Annotated in this window: 18 protein-coding genes; 7 read left to right on the forward strand and 11 right to left on the reverse strand. The window is 58.8% G+C overall.

Features of this window, described 5'->3' with window-relative positions; all coding sequences use genetic code 11:
- Positions 1 to 51: 51 nt before the first annotated feature.
- The gene (locus AC4IBF_RS18755; RefSeq protein ID WP_252093372.1) at positions 52 to 1,422 is read right to left on the reverse strand and encodes an NAD-dependent succinate-semialdehyde dehydrogenase; all 1,371 of its coding nucleotides are present in this window, start codon (positions 1,420 to 1,422) and stop codon (positions 52 to 54) included.
- Between the two features lie 151 nt (positions 1,423 to 1,573).
- Between AC4IBF_RS18755 and AC4IBF_RS18760 the strand changes: the two genes are divergently transcribed.
- The 3 genes from AC4IBF_RS18760 to AC4IBF_RS18770 are packed head-to-tail and all read left to right on the forward strand — an operon-like array spanning position 1,574 to position 4,294.
- Entirely contained in the window at positions 1,574 to 2,317 is a 744-nt protein-coding gene (locus AC4IBF_RS18760; RefSeq protein ID WP_248175324.1) for a helix-turn-helix transcriptional regulator, read from the forward strand.
- Between the two features lie 48 nt (positions 2,318 to 2,365).
- Positions 2,366 to 3,019 carry a LysE family translocator gene (locus AC4IBF_RS18765; RefSeq protein ID WP_133293720.1) on the forward strand — a complete coding sequence of 218 codons (654 nt, stop codon included), beginning with the start codon at positions 2,366 to 2,368 and terminating at the stop codon, positions 3,017 to 3,019.
- Between the two features lie 3 nt (positions 3,020 to 3,022).
- The gene (locus AC4IBF_RS18770) at positions 3,023 to 4,294 is read left to right on the forward strand and encodes a DUF445 domain-containing protein (RefSeq protein ID WP_252093371.1); all 1,272 of its coding nucleotides are present in this window, start codon (positions 3,023 to 3,025) and stop codon (positions 4,292 to 4,294) included.
- On the opposite strand, the gene AC4IBF_RS18775 is transcribed toward AC4IBF_RS18770, so the two are convergent.
- From AC4IBF_RS18775 to AC4IBF_RS18805, 7 genes are all read right to left on the reverse strand, one after another.
- Positions 4,291 to 5,367, reverse strand: a complete 1,077-nt coding sequence (locus tag AC4IBF_RS18775) for a DUF2955 domain-containing protein (RefSeq protein ID WP_133293719.1) — start codon at positions 5,365 to 5,367, stop codon at positions 4,291 to 4,293. The two genes, AC4IBF_RS18770 and AC4IBF_RS18775, sit on opposite strands and share 4 nt — an antisense overlap.
- Positions 5,357 to 6,424, reverse strand: coding sequence for an HlyD family secretion protein (locus AC4IBF_RS18780; RefSeq protein ID WP_133293718.1), 1,068 nt, complete (start codon positions 6,422 to 6,424; stop codon positions 5,357 to 5,359). The genes AC4IBF_RS18775 and AC4IBF_RS18780 overlap by 11 nt, the downstream gene beginning before the upstream one ends.
- Positions 6,421 to 6,891, reverse strand: coding sequence for a MarR family winged helix-turn-helix transcriptional regulator (locus AC4IBF_RS18785; protein ID WP_252093369.1), 471 nt, complete (start codon positions 6,889 to 6,891; stop codon positions 6,421 to 6,423). The genes AC4IBF_RS18780 and AC4IBF_RS18785 overlap by 4 nt, the downstream gene beginning before the upstream one ends.
- 146 nt (positions 6,892 to 7,037) lie before the next feature.
- Entirely contained in the window at positions 7,038 to 7,733 is a 696-nt protein-coding gene (locus tag AC4IBF_RS18790) for an ArsR/SmtB family transcription factor (RefSeq protein WP_491463011.1), read from the reverse strand.
- On the reverse strand, positions 7,726 to 8,103 hold the full coding sequence (locus AC4IBF_RS18795) for an amino acid-binding protein (protein WP_133293715.1): 378 nt from the start codon (positions 8,101 to 8,103) through the stop codon (positions 7,726 to 7,728). The genes AC4IBF_RS18790 and AC4IBF_RS18795 overlap by 8 nt, the downstream gene beginning before the upstream one ends.
- Positions 8,096 to 8,419 (reverse strand): antibiotic biosynthesis monooxygenase family protein, encoded by a 324-nt coding sequence (locus AC4IBF_RS18800; RefSeq protein ID WP_033144543.1) that lies wholly within the window; start codon positions 8,417 to 8,419, stop codon positions 8,096 to 8,098. The genes AC4IBF_RS18795 and AC4IBF_RS18800 overlap by 8 nt, the downstream gene beginning before the upstream one ends.
- A 75-nt stretch (positions 8,420 to 8,494) precedes the next feature.
- Positions 8,495 to 9,910 (reverse strand): aldehyde dehydrogenase family protein, encoded by a 1,416-nt coding sequence (locus AC4IBF_RS18805; protein WP_491463012.1) that lies wholly within the window; start codon positions 9,908 to 9,910, stop codon positions 8,495 to 8,497.
- A 100-nt stretch (positions 9,911 to 10,010) separates the two neighbouring features.
- Here AC4IBF_RS18805 and AC4IBF_RS18810 point away from each other — a divergent pair, with 100 nt between their 5' ends.
- Positions 10,011 to 10,913 carry a LysR family transcriptional regulator gene (locus AC4IBF_RS18810; protein WP_491463013.1) on the forward strand — a complete coding sequence of 301 codons (903 nt, stop codon included), beginning with the start codon at positions 10,011 to 10,013 and terminating at the stop codon, positions 10,911 to 10,913.
- Here the strand turns inward: AC4IBF_RS18810 and AC4IBF_RS18815 are convergent.
- On the reverse strand, positions 10,900 to 11,379 hold the full coding sequence (locus AC4IBF_RS18815; RefSeq protein ID WP_133293712.1) for a carboxymuconolactone decarboxylase family protein: 480 nt from the start codon (positions 11,377 to 11,379) through the stop codon (positions 10,900 to 10,902). The genes AC4IBF_RS18810 and AC4IBF_RS18815 overlap by 14 nt on opposite strands.
- Positions 11,380 to 11,480: 101 nt before the next feature.
- Between AC4IBF_RS18815 and pdxR the strand changes: the two genes are divergently transcribed.
- Positions 11,481 to 12,869: a MocR-like pyridoxine biosynthesis transcription factor PdxR gene (gene pdxR, locus AC4IBF_RS18820; protein WP_136195665.1), complete on the forward strand. Its 1,389-nt coding sequence runs from the start codon at positions 11,481 to 11,483 to the stop codon at positions 12,867 to 12,869.
- A gap of 39 nt (positions 12,870 to 12,908) precedes the next feature.
- Here the strand turns inward: pdxR and AC4IBF_RS18825 are convergent, their stop codons facing one another.
- Positions 12,909 to 13,070, reverse strand: coding sequence for a DUF1127 domain-containing protein (locus tag AC4IBF_RS18825; protein ID WP_045357378.1), 162 nt, complete (start codon positions 13,068 to 13,070; stop codon positions 12,909 to 12,911).
- Between the two features lie 176 nt (positions 13,071 to 13,246).
- Between AC4IBF_RS18825 and AC4IBF_RS18830 the strand changes: the two genes are divergently transcribed.
- The gene (locus AC4IBF_RS18830; RefSeq protein ID WP_133293710.1) at positions 13,247 to 14,665 is read left to right on the forward strand and encodes an aminotransferase-like domain-containing protein; all 1,419 of its coding nucleotides are present in this window, start codon (positions 13,247 to 13,249) and stop codon (positions 14,663 to 14,665) included.
- A gap of 61 nt (positions 14,666 to 14,726) precedes the next feature.
- On the opposite strand, the gene AC4IBF_RS18835 is transcribed toward AC4IBF_RS18830, so the two are convergent.
- Entirely contained in the window at positions 14,727 to 15,848 is a 1,122-nt protein-coding gene (locus AC4IBF_RS18835; RefSeq protein WP_133293709.1) for a ribosomal protein uL16 3-hydroxylase, read from the reverse strand.
- A 331-nt stretch (positions 15,849 to 16,179) separates the two neighbouring features.
- Between AC4IBF_RS18835 and AC4IBF_RS18840 the strand changes: the two genes are divergently transcribed.
- Positions 16,180 to 17,400 (forward strand): VWA domain-containing protein, encoded by a 1,221-nt coding sequence (locus AC4IBF_RS18840; RefSeq protein WP_127729467.1) that lies wholly within the window; start codon positions 16,180 to 16,182, stop codon positions 17,398 to 17,400.
- The last annotated feature ends 198 nt before the right edge of the window (positions 17,401 to 17,598 follow it).

Consider the following 17,598-nt stretch of genomic DNA (forward strand, 5'->3'; position numbering starts at 1 on the left):
TCCACCTGATAAATAAAAAACCTGCCATTCGGCAGGTTTTTTATTACTACGTTACTTACGCACCACCACCAGCTTCTGGTTCACAAATTCTTTAATCCCCAGATCCGACAGCTCGCGTCCGTAACCGGAGCGCTTCACGCCGCCGAACGGCAGCTCTGGCGCGGTATCGGTGAGCCAGTTGATGTACACCATCCCCGTCTCGATACGCGACGCCATCTTCTTCGCGCGCTCGATATCCTGGCTGAATACCGCCCCGCCCAGGCCGTAGTGGGAGTCGTTCGCCAGCGCGACCGCCTCTTCGTCGTTTTTCACCACGTACATCTGCGCCACCGGGCCGAAGAACTCTTCGAAGTACGCCGGGTTGTCGCGCGAGATGTTCGTCAGGATCGTCGGTTCAAAAAAGCTGCCGTCGCGCTGCACCGGCTTGCCGCCATAGTGCAGCGTCGCGCCGTTTTTCACCGCCTCGTTAACCTGTTTGGTCAACGTTTCTAGCGCATCTTTCGACGACAGCGGCCCCAGCGTAGTGCTTTCGTCCAGCGGATCGCCAATCTTCACCTGCTTAAACGCCTCGGTGAATTTGCTCAGGAAAGCGTCGGCGATCTTTTCATGCAGGATAAAGCGCTTCGCCGCGGTACAGACCTGCCCGGCGTTGTTGAGACGCGCATTCACGCCAATCTTGACGGCTTTGTCCAGGTCCGCATCGTCCAGCACCACGAATACGTCGTTACCGCCCAGCTCAAGCGTGGATTTCTTGATGTGCTTCGCCGCCTGCGCGGCCACCACGCTGCCGGCTTTTTCAGAGCCGGTTAATGCGGCGCCCTGCACGCGATCGTCGGCAATGATGTTCGCCACCTGCTCGGACGAGATAAACAGGTTGGTCCATGCACCTTCCGGCGCGCCCGCCTCGCGGACCAGATGGGCAAAGGTTTCGGCGCAGTGCGGCACGATGCTGGCATGCTTGGCGATCACCGGGTTACCCGCCGCCAGATTTGGCGCCAGAACGCGCATCAGCTGGTAATACGGGAAGTTCCACGGCTCAACGGCCATCAGCACGCCGATGGGATGATGCTCCACCCACGCTTCCCCGAGTTCGGATTGATACTTCACCGGGGCCAGGAACTGCTTCGCGTTGTCAGCGTAATAGCGGGCGATTTGCGCGCACAGCTTCACCTCGCCGCGGCTCTGTTCGATGAGCTTACCCATCTCCTGGCTGGCGATTTTCGCCAGCTCCTCGGTACGCTCGTCGATCAGGTCGGCAAGCTTATGCAGCACCGGCAGGCGCTGGCTGATGTCGCCTTTCGCCCAGTCCGAATGGTAAAGCGCATCGGCCGCCTTCAGCGCCGCTTCGATATCCGCGTCGGTATGTGAGGGGTATTCTTTGATGAGCTGGTTAGTGGCAGGGTTTACTGTCTGATAAGCCATGTCGAATCTCCTTGTTTTACCGCTTAGGGTATTAAGGGTAGTCAACATGACTGGCCGTGGGCGTAAAGTTGGGTATATCCGGAAGGTTCTTAATGAAGCGCTGCCAGACGGTTCGCTGACGTGGTATAAAAAACGTCCAGAAGGAGTGCTTATGACCGATACCCGACACATCCGGCAGACTTTTCACCGCGCCTCAGGCCTTGAGCTGCGCAGCACGTGGCGGAGCACGCAGGCGTATAAACGCCATAGCCACCCTCAGCTCTCTATCGGCGCGATAATGGAAGGCCAGACCTGCTGCGTGTGCCATGACAGAGAATACATCCTTAACCCCGGGGACCTCATTGTGATCCCGGCCTCCGCGCCGCACAGCTGCAACCCCGTCGCCGGGCAACCGCGCAGCTACCATATGCTCTATATCGACACCGATCTTCCTCTGGCGCTCCAGGTGATTCGCGACCCTACGCTCTTTAAGCGCTACCTTGATATTGTTGAGACGATGTCGCCTGCATCCGTGGATACGCTGCTTTCAGCCCTTCCCCGATGCGAGAAAAACGCAGATGCGCTTCGCTCAACCAGCCAGCACGTGCGGCAGGCGTTTCTTGCCGACCTGGCCGCACCGCCTTCCCTCGACGAGCTTGCCCAACGCTTCTCGCTGCGCAAGGAGACGCTGATCCGCACCTTCAGGCAGGACACCGGCCTGACGCCGGGCAGCTTCCTCAACATCTCCCGCGTGGAGTTCGCCAAAGCGCGGCTACGTGCCGGGGACGACATCGCCGACGTTGGCTACCAGAGCGGCTTTGCCGACCAGAGCCATTTTCATAAGACCTTTGTAAGCTATACCGCCGCCACGCCGCGCCAGTACGCTACGGGCCGATCAATATCCGACAATAAATAGCGTTTGCAGCGCCGTAGTCTGACCGCAGATTTTTAAACTGAGGTTGCTATGGAACTGTTCTTCCCTTCCGCTTTTCTCGCCCTGGCGCTGGCGCACTTTGTCGCCCTGCTAAGCCCGGGCCCGGATTTCTTCCTGCTGGTGGGCTACGCCGCGCGCTATCGGCTGCGCGGCAGCGCCGGAGTGTGCGTCGGTATCGCCGCGGGCAACGGGCTGTATATCTTACTGGTGATTATCGGCTGGAGCGCGCTGCGCCAGTTTACGTGGCTGTTTACGCTTATCGAGCTTTGCGGGGCGCTGTACCTGCTGTGGATAGGCTCGCATCTGGTGCGCAGCCAACCGCAGGCGCTTGCATTGAATGAAACCCGTCAGCATCGCCCCTCGCTGCGTAAGCAGATCTTGCTGGGGCTCGGCTCGGCGCTGCTTAATCCGAAGAACGCGCTGTTCTATCTGGCCCTGATGACGGCGCTACTGGGGCCGGACGTCACGCTGCTTCAGCAGGCGACCTGCGGCATCTGGATGGTAATGGTGGTGCTGGCGTGGGATCTGGCGCTGGTGTCGATGATGGGGCTATCGGCGGTGCAGCAAAAGCTCAGCCGTGCGCTGTGGCTGATAGAGCGCACGGCGGGCGTGGTGCTGATGGGGTTTGGCGGGTGGGTGCTGTGGCGATTTTTGCACTTTCCCCCCGCTTACCTCTATCCTTAACCCATGGAAAAAATAGCTGAACTCAAACGCGCCAAGCTGCTGGCGCTGTCGCTGCTGCTGGTTGCCGCCGCGGCCTTTATCACCACCCTGTTCCTACCGCAGACCTTCTGGGTGCGCGGCGTCAAGGCCATTGCCGAGGCGGCAATGGTCGGCGCGCTGGCTGACTGGTTTGCGGTGGTTGCGCTGTTCCGCCGGGTGCCCATTCCGTTTATCTCGCGCCATACGGCGATTATCCCGCGCAATAAAGACCGGATCGGCGACAATCTCGGCCAGTTTGTTCAGGAGAAGTTTCTGGATACCCAGTCGCTGGTGGCGTTGATCCGTCGCTATGAACCTGCGCAGATGATCGGCGCCTGGTTCAGCAAGCCCGACAACGCTCAGCGCGTCGGGCTGCACTTGATGCAGGTGATGAGCGGTTTTCTCGAACTGACCGACGACGGGCGCATTCAGCGCCTGCTCAAACGCGCTGTGCATAAGGCCATTGATAAGGTCGATTTCACTGAAACCAGCGCCGTGATGCTGGAGAGCATGACCAAAAACAACCGCCATCAGGTGCTGCTCGACGCCATCATCAATCGCCTGATTACCCTGATTCAGCGGGAAAGCACGCGGGACTTTATTGCCGATCAGATTGTCCACTGGCTGAAGACCGAGCATCCACGCAAGGCGATGGTGCTGCCCACCGAGTGGCTGGGCGATCAGAGCGCGGAGATGGTGTCGAACGCGGTGAATACGCTGCTGGACGATATCAGCCACGACCGCACGCACCAGATCCGTCAGGCATTCGACCGCGCCACGCTGAAGCTTATCGACAATCTGAAAAACGATCCGGAGATGGCGGCAAAAGCCGACAACATCAAGCACTACCTGAAAAACGATGAGGCGTTTAACCGCTATCTGGGCGAGATGTGGGCCGATCTGCGCAAGTGGCTGAAGGCAGATATGCAGAGTGAAGATTCGCGCGTGAAGCAGCGCATCGCCAACGCCGGGCTGTGGTTTGGCGAAACGCTGTCTAACGACGCCAGCCTGCGGGCATCGCTGAACGAGCATCTGGAGCAGGCCGCACACCGCCTCGCGCCGGACTTCGCGGCGTTTCTGACCCGCCACATCAGCGACACGGTGAAAAGCTGGGACGCCAAAGACATGTCACGCCAGATTGAGCTGAACATTGGCAAGGATCTGCAGTTTATCCGCGTCAACGGAACCCTGGTGGGCGGGACGATTGGCCTGATCCTGTTTTTACTCTCGCAGCTGCCTGCCGTGCTGGGGCATTAATCTGCTTTTGGCGGCGCGATGACGTAGCGGGTCGCCTCGAAGCGGTTGAGGATCAGGTGCATCAGAAAGACCATCGTCAGCGTCGCCACCAGCGAAAAGGTGACAGAGGTGATGCGGTACAGATCGCTGAACACCAGGTCAGTGTCAGGGTGCATGTTCTGCCCGAACATAATGCCGATGGTGGTGATGCTGGAAAAGCCCACGCCCGCCCCCACCTTTTCCATCACGTGGAGTCGTGCGCCAAACGCCAGCCCGAGGCCAATCAGCGGCATCATCAGCAGCATATGGCTGCTGTGATCGTAGAGTATTAGCTGCACCACCAGAATGTAGAGACAGCCCAGCACCACGCCGACCACGCGCCAGATCGAGCTCATCACCGAACCTCGGTAGTGCATTGGGAACAGAATCAAAATCCCCGCCATCAGCGCCGAAAGCGAATCGCTTAAGTCGCTAATCTGGAACACGACGAAAATCAGCGTCGCGACGGTGCCGGAGAGCAGCGACTCGTGGCGCACCCGGGCGTCGTCTTTCTCAATCAGCGGCGGCGGCTTGCGGGGCTCCACGTCCGGCAGGAGATAGTTCATCAGCGCGCTCAGGCACACCGCCATGACGCTCGCCTCGATGTTGGAAAACAGCAGCGTGTGCCAGTTGGTAGTGGGGTAGCTCATAAAGTTGAGCATCACGCTCTGGCACACCACGCCCATTGAGCCAAACAGGAACAGCGGCCCCTTGCTCATAAAGCGAAAGCGCATCACGTACAGGGCAAAAACCACCAGCGTCATGATTACCGGCCATTGCGACAGATAGCCGATAATGAAGATCATTTCGACGCAGTTAAGCGCGGCGCTGAAGATAAACTGCTTCGCCACGTGGCGATTAAAGACCGGCACCAGCGACAGCAGCATGATCGGATAGACCACAAAAAACACGCCGTAGCTGGTGTTGTAAAAGCTGGAGATGCTCAGCGCAATCATCCCGGCAAAGACGATGCGCAGGGTCTGGCGAAAGTCGTTTGCCGTGTAGACGATGTTGCCGTGCGGGGTAAAGACCCGCGCAAGGGTGCTAATAGACATAGTGAAGCAGGCTCACCAGGTGGATTTGCATCCCGGAGAAGAAGCGCGCAAACGGCCCTTCGCTGTTGTAGAGCTGTACGGTCGCGCGGGCGCCGGTCGGCAGATACTTCGGCAATTCTTCGTCCAGCGCGACGTGAATGCGCATGCGCTGGGCGTCGCGCACCCAGCGGTTGGAGGTTTCCGGTTCGGACAGTTGACCGTTAACGGCCTCCTGACCCGCCAGGATCCCCGCGTCGCTGCTGGTGACGTGGGCGCGGAAAACGCGCCCCGGGAAGGCGTCAAACACCACGGCCGCATCGGTGCCCTGATGGGTATGGCGCAGGCTCTTCTCACGGAAATCGGCCACGATATCGGTCTGGTTGTTCACCAGTGCCAGCGCGGCGGAACCGGAGGAAGCGTAGAAGCCGGGGCTCAGCTGCAGGTTACTGACCGTGCCGTCCGCCTGGGCGTAGACCTTCGTCCAGCCGAGGTTCAGCTCAGCGTCATCCAGCGCGTTGCGGTATTTTTGCAGCGTCACGTTGCGGTGTTCTTCGCGCTCACCACGCTGGATGCGCAGGTTGCGGATGTTGGCCTGAATCGTGCTGACGGACTGCTCGCTGCTCTGCCAGGTGGTGCGAACCTTATCCAGATCCGCCTGCGAGACGTTCTGCAGCGTGCTCAGCTTCTGGTAGCGATCAAAGGTCACTTTGTCGTTACGCGCGGTCAGCACGGCGGTTTTCAGGCTGGCCTGCGCGGCGGCGATCTGCGCATCCAGCTGTTCGTTAGACAGGCGAGCCTGCTCGAGCGCGATTTGCGCCGCTTCCACCTTATTGCGAAACGGCGTGTCGTCGAGTTCAAACAGCAGATCGCCTTTCTTCACCTGGCTGTTGTTATGGACATGTACCGCCGCCACGTAGCCGGAGACGCGCGGAGACACCGGCGTCACAACGCGCATCACGGTGGAGTCCGGCGTCAGCGGGATCCAGATATCCGCGACGATAAAGTAGACAAACATCAGCAGGAAAGAGGCAATACTCACCCTTACCCAGCGGGCAAACTTTTGTTCAGGGGTCATTATTTTTCGATCTTGTTATCTTCTTCGCGGATTGTCCGCAAATTGCAGGCGATTTGATTCAACGTGGCGCTGAAAATGTCGAGATATTCCGGCGCGATGTTTTGCGATACGCGCGCCTGATACGTCTCAATCACCTGAGTGAGCCTTTGTAACAGGGCTTTTCCCTCAGGCGTCAGCGTCAGAAGCCGGATGCGCTTGTCGTAAGGCGATACGGCGCGCAGCAGGTATCCCTGCTTTTCCAGCTGTGTCAGGGTGCGCATCAGCGGCGGCAGTTCAATGCCCTGCACCTCCGCCAGCTCACTCATTGAGACGTTATCCCCGAGCTGATGAAGCTGCATCATCACCGTCCAGCTCGACTGGGTTAACCCGGTATCGAGAATGGCCTCGTCGATGACGGCACGCCACTGGCGCACGATCATCGCCATCCGCATGCCCATCGGCCTGCGGCAGAACAGTTCTTCTTCACTCATGGGGAAACCTCTCGTCACACGCGGTCAAGATAATAGTTATCAGGGTAACTATCAAGAAACGAGAGGCGAAAGCGCAGGAATTGCGAAAGGTGTTACTGGAGGCAATGTACGCGTAGGCCCGGTAAGCGCAGCGCCACCGGGCGTTTTTAGCGGCTAAAAAGCCTCTTTACAGCGGCCTTCCCCGACGCCGTCACCACCACCTCCCGATACCCCGCCACCCGCTGTATCCAGCCTTTGCTTTCCATGTGGATGAGCAACGCAGCCCCCGCCTCACCGCCGAGATGAAACCGCCGCTCGCTCCAGTCCAGGCAGGCGCAGCAGGCCTTCCGGCGCGGGTGATCGCTTAACGAAACGCCAAGCGCCAGGAACTGCTCCCGGCCATACAGCGTGAGCGCTGAACCGTCTGCCTCCAGCCAGCTTTCCGCCTGCATGAAATCATAGATCTGCACCGCCACCGTACCGGCAAGATGGTCGTAGCAGGTCCGGGCTTCACGCATGGCTTTCGGCGCGGTGGTTTCCGGCGGGGTAATACGGCTCCAGGAAAGCCCCATCATTTGCTCCACCAGCGCCGCCACGTCGTGCCCGGCAAGACGATAATAGCGATGCCGCCCTTGCGACAGGCAGGTAATTAGCTGACCTTCAACCAGCCGGGCGAGATGCCCGCTGGCGGTCGACGGGGCGACGTCTGCCGCCGCACTCAGTTCGGTGGCCGTCCACGCCCGCCCGTCCATTAGCGCACAGAGCATCTTCACGCGCGACGGATCGGCCATGGCAGCCGCCACCGCGGCAATCGCCTTTTCCAGCATCGCGCTGTTATCGGGGGGTAAACTCGTCTTAAGCATGGGCCGCCCAGGGTTCGGTGATCTCTGCGGCCAGCTTATCATCATCCGTCAGCAGAATAAGGTGATTCGCATGGTCGCTGTACTGAGTCAGGATAGACACGCCGCGTGCCGCCAGCGCCGCCGCGATTTCACCCAGCTCACCGGGGCGTTCCTGCTTAAGCTTTCTGATCACCGGCTGTCGCACCGCCTGTACGGTAAACCCGGCGTCGAGCAGCGCGCGTCGCGCTTTTTCCCCGTCTTCCACCAGGAAATGGGCATGTGTACCAAATACGCCACCGCCCTCCAGCCCCACGCCGTTGCGGCCCAGCAGCTGTCCAAACCGCGCCAGTTCACCCGGGGTATCGCGAAAAATGACATGAACGTCATACATCGGCATGCCCTCCGGTTTCGGAACTGTATTCCCGCACCAACTGCGCCACCCGGATGCGGTAGTACGCAAAAATTGACTCACGCCCTTCGGCCTGCGCCGCCTGATGAAAGACGTTCTGCTTCCAGCGGCGGACGGCCTCTTCATCCCGCCACCAGGAAAGGGACAGGATTTTGCCGTCGGTGGTCAGGCTCTGGAACCGTTCGATATCAATAAAGCCGTCGATGTCCGCCAGCAGCGGCTTAAGCTCTGCGGCAAGCTGAAGATAGCGCGCCTGATGGGCAGGCGCGGCTTTAGCTTCGAAAATGACTGCGATCATGGTTTTCTCTCCGTTGCGATGTTGGGGAGAGCATGCGGGATGGAAAAGCACAATGCTTCGGTAAAGAGCGAAGTTTTAGCCCACAATCGACCTCGGCTCCATAAACGCCCGAATTCCCCACTCGCCCATCTCGCGCCCCAAACCGGAGTGCTTGAAGCCACCGAATGGTGCTTTCGGTTCATGAGCCAGGGTGTTCACCAGCACGCGACCGGAAACAATCTGCTGCGCCACGCGTCGCGCGCGGTTTACATCACTACCCAGCACCATCGCGCTCAGGCCGTAGTCGGTGTCGTTGGCAATGGCGATCGCCTCCGCCTCGTCACGATAGGGGATCACGCACAGCACCGGGCCGAAAATCTCGTCACGGGCAATCGTCATCCGGTTGTTCACGTCGGCAAACAGCGTCGGACGCACGAACCAGCCGTCCCGCGTGCCTTCCGGTCGCCCTTCACCGCCCGCCAGCAGGCGTGCCCCCTCTTCGATACCTTTCCGGATATAGCCCTGCACCCGCAGCCACTGCTTTTCGCTGACCATGGGGCCGACGTCCGTTGCGCTATCGCGCGGGCCGCCGGATTTCACCGCCGCCACGGCCTGCGCCAGCGCGGTTTCGATCTCTGCCTTGCGCGCCTGCGGCACCAGAATGCGCGTTCCGGCCACGCACGCCTGCCCGCTGTTCATAAACCCGGCCTGGATCGCCAGCGGGATCGCCTGCGCGAGATCCACATCATCCAGCAGGATCGTCGGCGATTTACCGCCCAACTCCAGCGTCACGCGCTTAAAGCTTCCCGCCGCGTTACGCAGGATCGCCTTACCGGTATTCGTGGAGCCGGTGAACGAGATTTTTGCCACGTTCGGATGACGGCTAATCGTTTCGCCTACCGTCTCGCCGCGTCCGGTGACGATATTAAATACCCCTGGCGGTAATTCAGCATCGCGCAGCGCTTCGGTGACAATCTGCGTTTGCAAGGCGCTCATTTCGCTCGGCTTGATCACCGCCGTGCAGCCCGCAGCCATCGCGGCTGCCAGCTTGCCGCAGATAAAGCCCGCGTCGCTGTTCCAGGGCGTAATCAACCCGGCCACCCCAAGCGGCGTCATCTGCACCGTCGCTGCACCTGCGGGGGTGACAAACTCAAACGCCTCCAGCGCCTCGATGGCCTGAGCAATCACCTCCGCCGGATAGCTGGCCATCCACGCCGAGCGCGAGGCGGGCGCGCCGTACTCTTCAATGACCGCTTCCAGCAGATCGTCGTGGCGAGCGGCCACGGCGGCGTGCATGCGCTTCAGCGCGGTGATGCGTTCCTGTTTTGTGGTCTGCGACCACGCCGGAAACGCCGCTTTTGCCGCCGCAATGGCGCGCGTTGCGTCAACCTCATCCGCCAGACGAACCTGGCCGATGACCTGCGCCGTCGCCGGATTGTACAAATCAAACCACTCGGTACCGTGCGGGGTAACAAACTCGCCGTTAATAAAGATCTGTTCGATGGTGTGCATATAAACCTCCTCAGGCTGTGTGAGCCCAGTCTGTCACGGCTTCTCCGTTGCGATAATCCACGCTATGCTGCAAGGGTTGTTTCGATTTTCAGGATAATCTATGCATCGTTCAGGTCTGACAGAGCTGGAAGTAGTGATGGCGGTGGTGCGGCGCGGCAGTTTTCGCGGCGCGGCACAGGAGCTGGGGATGTCCGCCACGGCGGTCAGCAACGCCATCGCCGGGCTGGAAAGCCGCCTTGAGACGCGACTTTTCAACCGCACCACCCGCAGCGTGGCCCTCACCTACGCCGGGCAACGGTACGTGGCGCGTATCGGCCCTGCCCTGCAGGAGATCCGTCTCGCCAGCGAGGAGATCCACAGCGACACCGGGGAACCCGCCGGTACGCTACGGCTGAACGTGCCGAACCATATCGGCACGCTGTTTCTGGACCAGTTGCTGATCGACTTCATGATCCGCTACCCGAAGATGCGCGTAGAGACCGTCAGCGAAGCGCGAATGATCGACATCGTCGCGGAAGGCTATGATGCGGGGATCCGCCTCGAAGAGTCCGTCCCGCAGGACATGATCGCCGTGCCGCTGACCGGTGAGATCCGCCAGCTCGTCACCGCCACGCCGGACTATTTCGCCCGTCACGGCATACCCGAAACGCCGGACGATCTGCTTTCACACCAGGGGATCGGCATGCGCATGGCCCACGGCGGGATCTACCGCTGGGAGCTGGCGCGTCGGGGGGAAACGTACGCCCTTGCCGTGCCGCCGCGCTTTGCGACGTCCGATCTTTTTGCCTCGATCCGCGCCGTGAAAGCAGGATTAGGGGTGGGATTTTTGCCGGAACTCTATATTCGGGACGAGCTGAAAAGCGGGGAACTGGTGAGCGTCTTAAACGACTGGGCGCAGCCGTTTGCCGGGCTGCGCCTGTACTACCCCGGCCATCGCCACGTCCCGCCGGGACTGCGGGCGCTGGTGGCGATGATCCGCGAGCGCGGAATTATTCCAGGTTAGCCTTGTTCAGCCCGTACGCCGCGTCCAGCGCGCCGGGCGCCATGCGGGAGGTGATCCCCAGACGGTTCCAGGCGTTGATCGCCACGATGGCGAAGTTCAGCTCTGAAATCTCGACATCCGAGAAGTGCTCCGCCACGCTGCGGTACAGCGCATCGCTTACGCCGTGAACGCTAATCTGGGTCAGCGCTTCGGTGAACGCCAGCGCCGCTTTCTCGCGGGCGCTGAACAGCGGGGACTCGCGCCAGGCCGCCAGATGGTACAGGCGCAGCTCGCGCTCGCCGGCGATTTTGGCCTCTTTTGAGTGCATATCCAGACAGAACGTACAGCCGTTCAGCTGCGACACGCGAATGTCAATCAGGTGTTTCAGCGCCGGGTCGATGGAGGTTTTTGCCACCTCCATGCTCAGGGCAGACAGCGCGTTGGCGAGGACAGGTGTAACTTTATGGTGGTTAACGCGAGTGCTCATTGTCTTTCCTCTTTTTGTGCGGCATGTGCCGTGCGATGAGGCAAATCTACGCCGTTCATGACATAGTAAAAAGATACAAAAAGCGTGAAATGAGGTAGGACATGAAGCCGGGCTATCACGAGATTTATTCCCGCTACCGCGATAACATCATGCGCGGCGTGCTGAAGCCGGGCGATAAGGTGCCTGCCATCCGCGTGCTGGCCGAAGAGCTGAAGGTGGCGCGTAAAACCGTCGAAACGGCGTATGCCATTCTGACGGGCGAAGGGTATCTGGTGAGCCAGGGGGCGCGCGGTACGCGGGTTAACCCGGACTTACTGTTGCCGGACAAGACAGCCCCCGCGGAACAGCCCACCGGCACGCTTCCGGCATCGCTCATCAGCCAGCGCGAGCGGGCGGGGTTTCTGCGCCCCGGCATCCCGGCCCTCGACAGCTTTCCATATAAAAAATGGCTGCTGCTGGCGGGCCAGGCGACGCGGGCCATGCGTCAGGAGGAGATGCTCAACCCGCCCGTTCTGGGCTGGTATCCGCTGCGCCAGGCCATCGCCAGCTATCTCAACATTTCGCGCGGGCTGTCCTGCAGCGCCGAACAGGTGCTGATCACCAGCGGCTACAGCGGTAGCCTGCGGCTGATCCTCGACACCCTAGCCAGCCGCAGCGACAAGGTATTGTTTGAAGATCCGGGCTATTTTATGGGCCAGCAGCTGCTCAAGCGGATCGTGCCGCGCCTGCACACCGTGCCGGTCGATCGCTGCGGCATCGATACGGACTACCTGCTCCACCACCATCGCGACGCACGTTTTGCCATCGTCACCCCGTCGCATCAGAGCCCGCTGGCGGTGACGCTCTCCCTGCCGCGCAAGCAGCAGCTGCTCGACTGGGCCAGCCAGAACGAGGCGTGGATCATCGAAGACGATTACGACGGAGAATTCCACTACACCCGCAAGGTGCTGCCGTCGCTGAAAAGCCTCGACCAGCACGACCGGGTGATTTTTATGGGCACCTTCAGTAAAACCATCATGCCGTCGCTGCGCATGGGCTACGTGGTGATGCCCGCCAGCACCGTCGGGGCCTTTACCGACTGCGCGGACATCACCACCAGCGGCCAGCCGGTGCTGACGCAAAAGATCCTCACCGCGTTTCTCAACGAAGGGCACTTTTTCCGTCACCTGAAAAAGATGCGCGCGCTGTATCAGACCCGCCGCGACTGGATGATTGCCGCCCTGCAGGAGGTGTATGGCGATCTGTTTTTCACCGAGCAAAACGACGGCGGGATGCATATCGTGGCGTTCCTGACCAAAGGAAGCCGTGACCGGGAAGTGGCGCGCTGCTGGCAGGAACAGCAGCTGCAGGTCAATGCGCTCTCGGAGTGGTATCGCGGGTCGGGCAAACGCTACGGACTGGTGATGGGCTATAACAACGTGCGGTCGTATCAGGAGGCGCTGGATTTACTGGAAAGGCCGAAGCGGCAGACGTTTGAGCTGTTGCGCTGAACATCGCCGGGTGCGGCTGCGCCTTACCCGGCCAGGGGTTTAAATATCATTGCGGGATAAACCAACGTCCTTCAGCTGCTCGTCGCTCATCTGGCTCAGGATGCGGCGGGTACGGTTGATGCGATACCAGTTGCAGATCGTTTTTCCGATCCAGACAAACACGACGAACGGACGTTTTGAACGATTCTCGTAAAATTCCATGATGCTCTCCTCACTGTGCCAGTGGGGTTATCATCCCGGAAATCCACCCGTGCAATACAGATGCAAAAACAGCTTTTGTTTAACATACAGATCCGCTAAAACAGTATCTGCATGCCAATTTTCGCAGCAATCTGTACTGGTTTTATAATCTGTATGGTGAAAACAAAGGATACAGCATGACGCGCTATCAACATCTCGCCAACCTTCTGGCAGAACGCATTCAACAAGGTCTGTATCGCAGCGGCGAACGTCTGCCGTCGGTGCGTGCGCTGAGCCAGGAGCACGGCGTGAGCATCAGCACCATACAGCAGGCCTACCAGATCCTCGAAAACCTCCAGTTGATAACCCCTCAGCCGCGCTCCGGCTATTTTGTCTCGCCGCGCAAGGCCCAGCCGCCCGTACCGGCAATGACGCGCCCGGTGCAGCGCCCGGTGGACGTTACCCAGTGGGATGAGGTGATGATGCTGCTGGACGCCCGCGCCGACAAAGAGATGATCTCCTTTGGCGGCGGTTCGCCGGACATTAACCAGCCGAGCCTGAAGCCCCTGTGGCGCGAGATGAGCCGCATCGCGCAGCATAACCCCGGTGAGATGCTGAGCTATGACGTGCTCGACGGGCGCCTGGAGCTGCGCGAGCAGATCGCGCGCCTGATGCTGGACGGCGGCTCTACCGTCTCGGCAAGCGACATTGTGATTACCAACGGCTGCCACGGTGCGCTATCAATCGCCCTGCTCTCGGTATGCAAACCTGGAGATATCGTGGCGGTGGAATCGCCGTCGTTTCACGGCACCATGCAGATGCTGCGCGGGTTTGACATCAAGGCGATTGAAATTCCTACCGACTCTGAAACCGGGATCAGCATCGAAGCGTTAGAGCTGGCGCTGGAGCAGTGGCCAATCAAGGCGGTGATTCTGGTGCCCAACTGCAATAACCCGCTCGGGTTTATCATGCCGGAGGCGCGGAAAAAGCAGGTGCTGGCCCTCGCCCAGCGGCACGATATCGTGATTGTTGAGGATGACATTTACGGCGAGCTGGCGGCGGAGTACCCGCGCCCGCGCACCATTCATTCGATGGATATCGACGGCCGCGTGATCCTCTGCAGCTCGTTTACCAAAACCGTGGCGCCGGGCCTGCGCGTCGGCTGGATTGTACCGGGACGCTACTACGACCGGGTGATGCACATGAAATACGCCGCCGGCGGGTTTAACGTGCCGGGCACGCAGATGGCGGTGGCGGCGTTTATTCGCGACGGTCATTACCATCGCCACGTGCGCCGCATGCGCCAGATTTATCAGCAGAATATGGAAACTTACACCTGCTGGGTACGGCAGTATTTTCCGGCAGAGATTTGCGTCACGCGCCCGCAGGGTAGCTTCCTGCTGTGGATTGAGCTGCCGGAGAAGGTCGACATGGTGTGCGTCAGCAAGCAGCTGTGCCGGCTGAAGATCCAGGCCGCGGCCGGGTCGTTGTTTTCCGCCTCAGGGAAGTACCGCAACTGCCTGCGAATCAACGTGGCGCTGCCGCCGACGGAGAAAAACCGCGAGGCGCTGAAGAAGCTGGGTGAAGCGATTGTGATTGCGATGGAGGAGGGCTAGTGCGGCCTGATGCCCTCACCCCGCCCCTCTCCCACAGGGAGAGGGAGAAAACCGTGCCGCACTACTCGTCGAAGTACCAGTATCCCTGGTTAATCAGCCCGGTAAGCTCTTCAACAAACGCCGGGTTTTTCAGCGCATCGCCCAGCTCGGCCTGGCCGAGTTCCGTGTAGCGGCACAGCGCATCCGCCGCCTTCGCGTCTACCGTCTCCAGCTGTTCGCTGTTGATAAAGAAGCTGCCGTTGACGTTCAGCACGCGCAGGCCGCTCAGGCGAGACAGCGTTTCGCCGCCCTGCAGCGCGTCCAGCACCTCTTCCGGCGCGTAAGGCGGCTCGGCGGCGGCGATATCCAGCTCGTGACGCGGCGTGGAGACAAAGCTGCCGAACCATTTTGTGAAATCATCAGGCTTGCCGATCATGTCGATCATCATCTGACGAATGCGATCGAGCTCGTACTGCTCCACGCGGCCCGGGTGTTCGCGGCAGGTCAGATCCGGATCGCTGTAGTGCTCGCCGCCCAGATCGTTCTCCAGCGCGTAGTCGGCGAAGCTGCTGATCAGATCGCGGCCGTTCGGCCCGCGGAAGCCGATGGAGTAGTTGAGCGCCGTTTCATGGGTAAAGCCGTCGTGCGGGAATCCTGGCGGGATGTAGAGGATATCGCCCGGGGCCAGATCTTCGTCAATAATCGGCTCGAACGGATCCACATGCAGCAGTGCCGGATGCGGGCAGAACTGACGCATCGGCAGCTTGTCGCCCACGCGCCAGCGGCGGCTGCCCATCCCCTGAATGATAAACACGTCGTACTGATCGATATGCGGACCCACGCCGCCGCCGGGCACGGAGAAGGAGATCATCAGGTCGTCCAGACGCCAGTCCGGCAGAACGCGGAACGGACGCACCAGCTCCGCGGCGGGCATATGCCAGTGGTTCACCGCCTGCGCCAGCAGCGACCAGCCGGTTTCGCCCAGATCGTCGAAGTGCTCAAACGGACCGTTGCTGGCCTGCCATTTACCGTTGAAATGGCTTACCAGACGGCTATCGACCTCCGGCTCCATCGCCAGACCCGCCAGCTCGTCCGGTGTAATCGGGTCGACAAAATTCGGGAAGGCATTTTTCAGCACAACGGGTTGTTTTTGCCAGTATTTCTCAAGAAATTCCGGCCAGTTCAGGTTCAGTTGATACGCCATGGGTAGCACCAGTGAGAAGGGAAACAGGCGCGATTATGGTGGAGAGCGTGGAGGGCTGCTTTGTCGTGGGTCAAGCGCAGATGATTTGCCTGCCACGCGCGTGTTGGCAATGATAAACCTGGTCATTAGGTGAAGTGGTATTAAAGTAAAACTTAAATGATAATTTTTCCTGAACCTTTTCCCCTGTCCGATGTTTACTTTTACTCAAAACATCTTACCTCTTAAAACTGGTAGTTTTTTAATTTTAAGAACAAGATTAGTATTAGAGATTGTCATTTTTTATATTTAGCTCTAAGCTATTTTCTTTTGCATACCTGGCTCATTAAAGGCAATGATTAGAATCACAAGGACCGTTGAGAGCGAACATTGCTTACAAGAATATATTTCAACGTTTTCTGTCGTAAATAATCTTATTGACCGACACCTTTCTAAAACTTATCTAAATCTTTTTGCCCGCCCTCAGCAGGCTGAAGATGGTGCGGTTGAATGGTATAGCGAAATAAATGGTAAGCCCCAACGCTTTAACGCTTTAAACGTCGTTGAGCGAGACAAAATCGCCATACTCCTCTCACAAAAGCTGGCGGCACTCACTCAACTTCATCAAACACTCTCGACTAGCGCGCAGACTTCTCCCGAAACACTGCAGTTACTGGCAAAAATAGCCAGACAGCCCTCACCAGAAAGAATATGGATCGTTGACGGTCAGCCTGTGATTACAGGCTGGGACATCATGCCGGCAACTAAGTTGCCGGCAGAACAGCTGCCTAAAAAGCGTGGGTGGTTATGGCTGGGGCTTTTAGCGCTGGCTCTGCTTCTGGCTCTTGTTCTCCTGCGCGGCTGCTGGCCGACTGTCAAAGTAGTCACTCCTGCCGTTTCTCCCGTCCAGCCAGCCCCTGAGCATCAGGTCAAAATGCTCTGCCCGGCACAGCGGACAAAACAGCAGGCACCTGAAATGGTTATTATTTTTGATGCTTCTGGCTCTATGGCCATGAGCATGGATGCCACACCAGAAGAGATAATGCGGTGGATGCAGGATAAACCTGTACCCGGTATCGATCGTGAACCTCGCCGCATTACGCTCGCGCATCAATCCGCTAAACACATTATCGATGACGTGCCAAATGACATGGACATTAGCCTTATTGCCGCAGCTAACTGCCACCAGGTGAGCGCAACTCCGGCTTTCCTGCCGGAACAACGCGCTGAGCTAAAAAAGTTAATTGATAAAATCCAGCCGGTGGGTAAAACCGCTCTGGCAGAGGCGTTAGAAGAGGCGGGGAAACGAGTTAATGGCGTTGACCGTGATGCCATAATTCTACTGGTGACGGATGGGGAAGAGACATGCGGAGGCTCGCCTTGCGATGTCGCGCTTGAGCTAAAAAAACGTAAGCCCCGATTACAGGTCAATGTTGTCGATATCATGAATACCGGCGCCGGAAACTGTATTGCCAGCAATACAGGTGGAAAGGTATTTGCTGTCAATAATACGCAGGAATTTAATAAGATGATGAACAACGCCGTGAAGGAATATATACCGCAGGGTTGTGACTAACACATTAGAGAAAATGAATACATTGCCAGAAATATAGTTTCACAGCGAAACTTTTTTTGCGGTAATCGGATATGCGCACGTCCCAATAATAAGTTTAGTTTAGGTCTAAACGTTTTCGGCCACTTGCCGATAATACTCAATATTTTGTTGCTATAAACAAATGACGCAGATTACAAGGCGTATTTGCGGCGTCCTTTT

The organism is Enterobacter sp. Taxon_8, assembly GCF_058354585.1.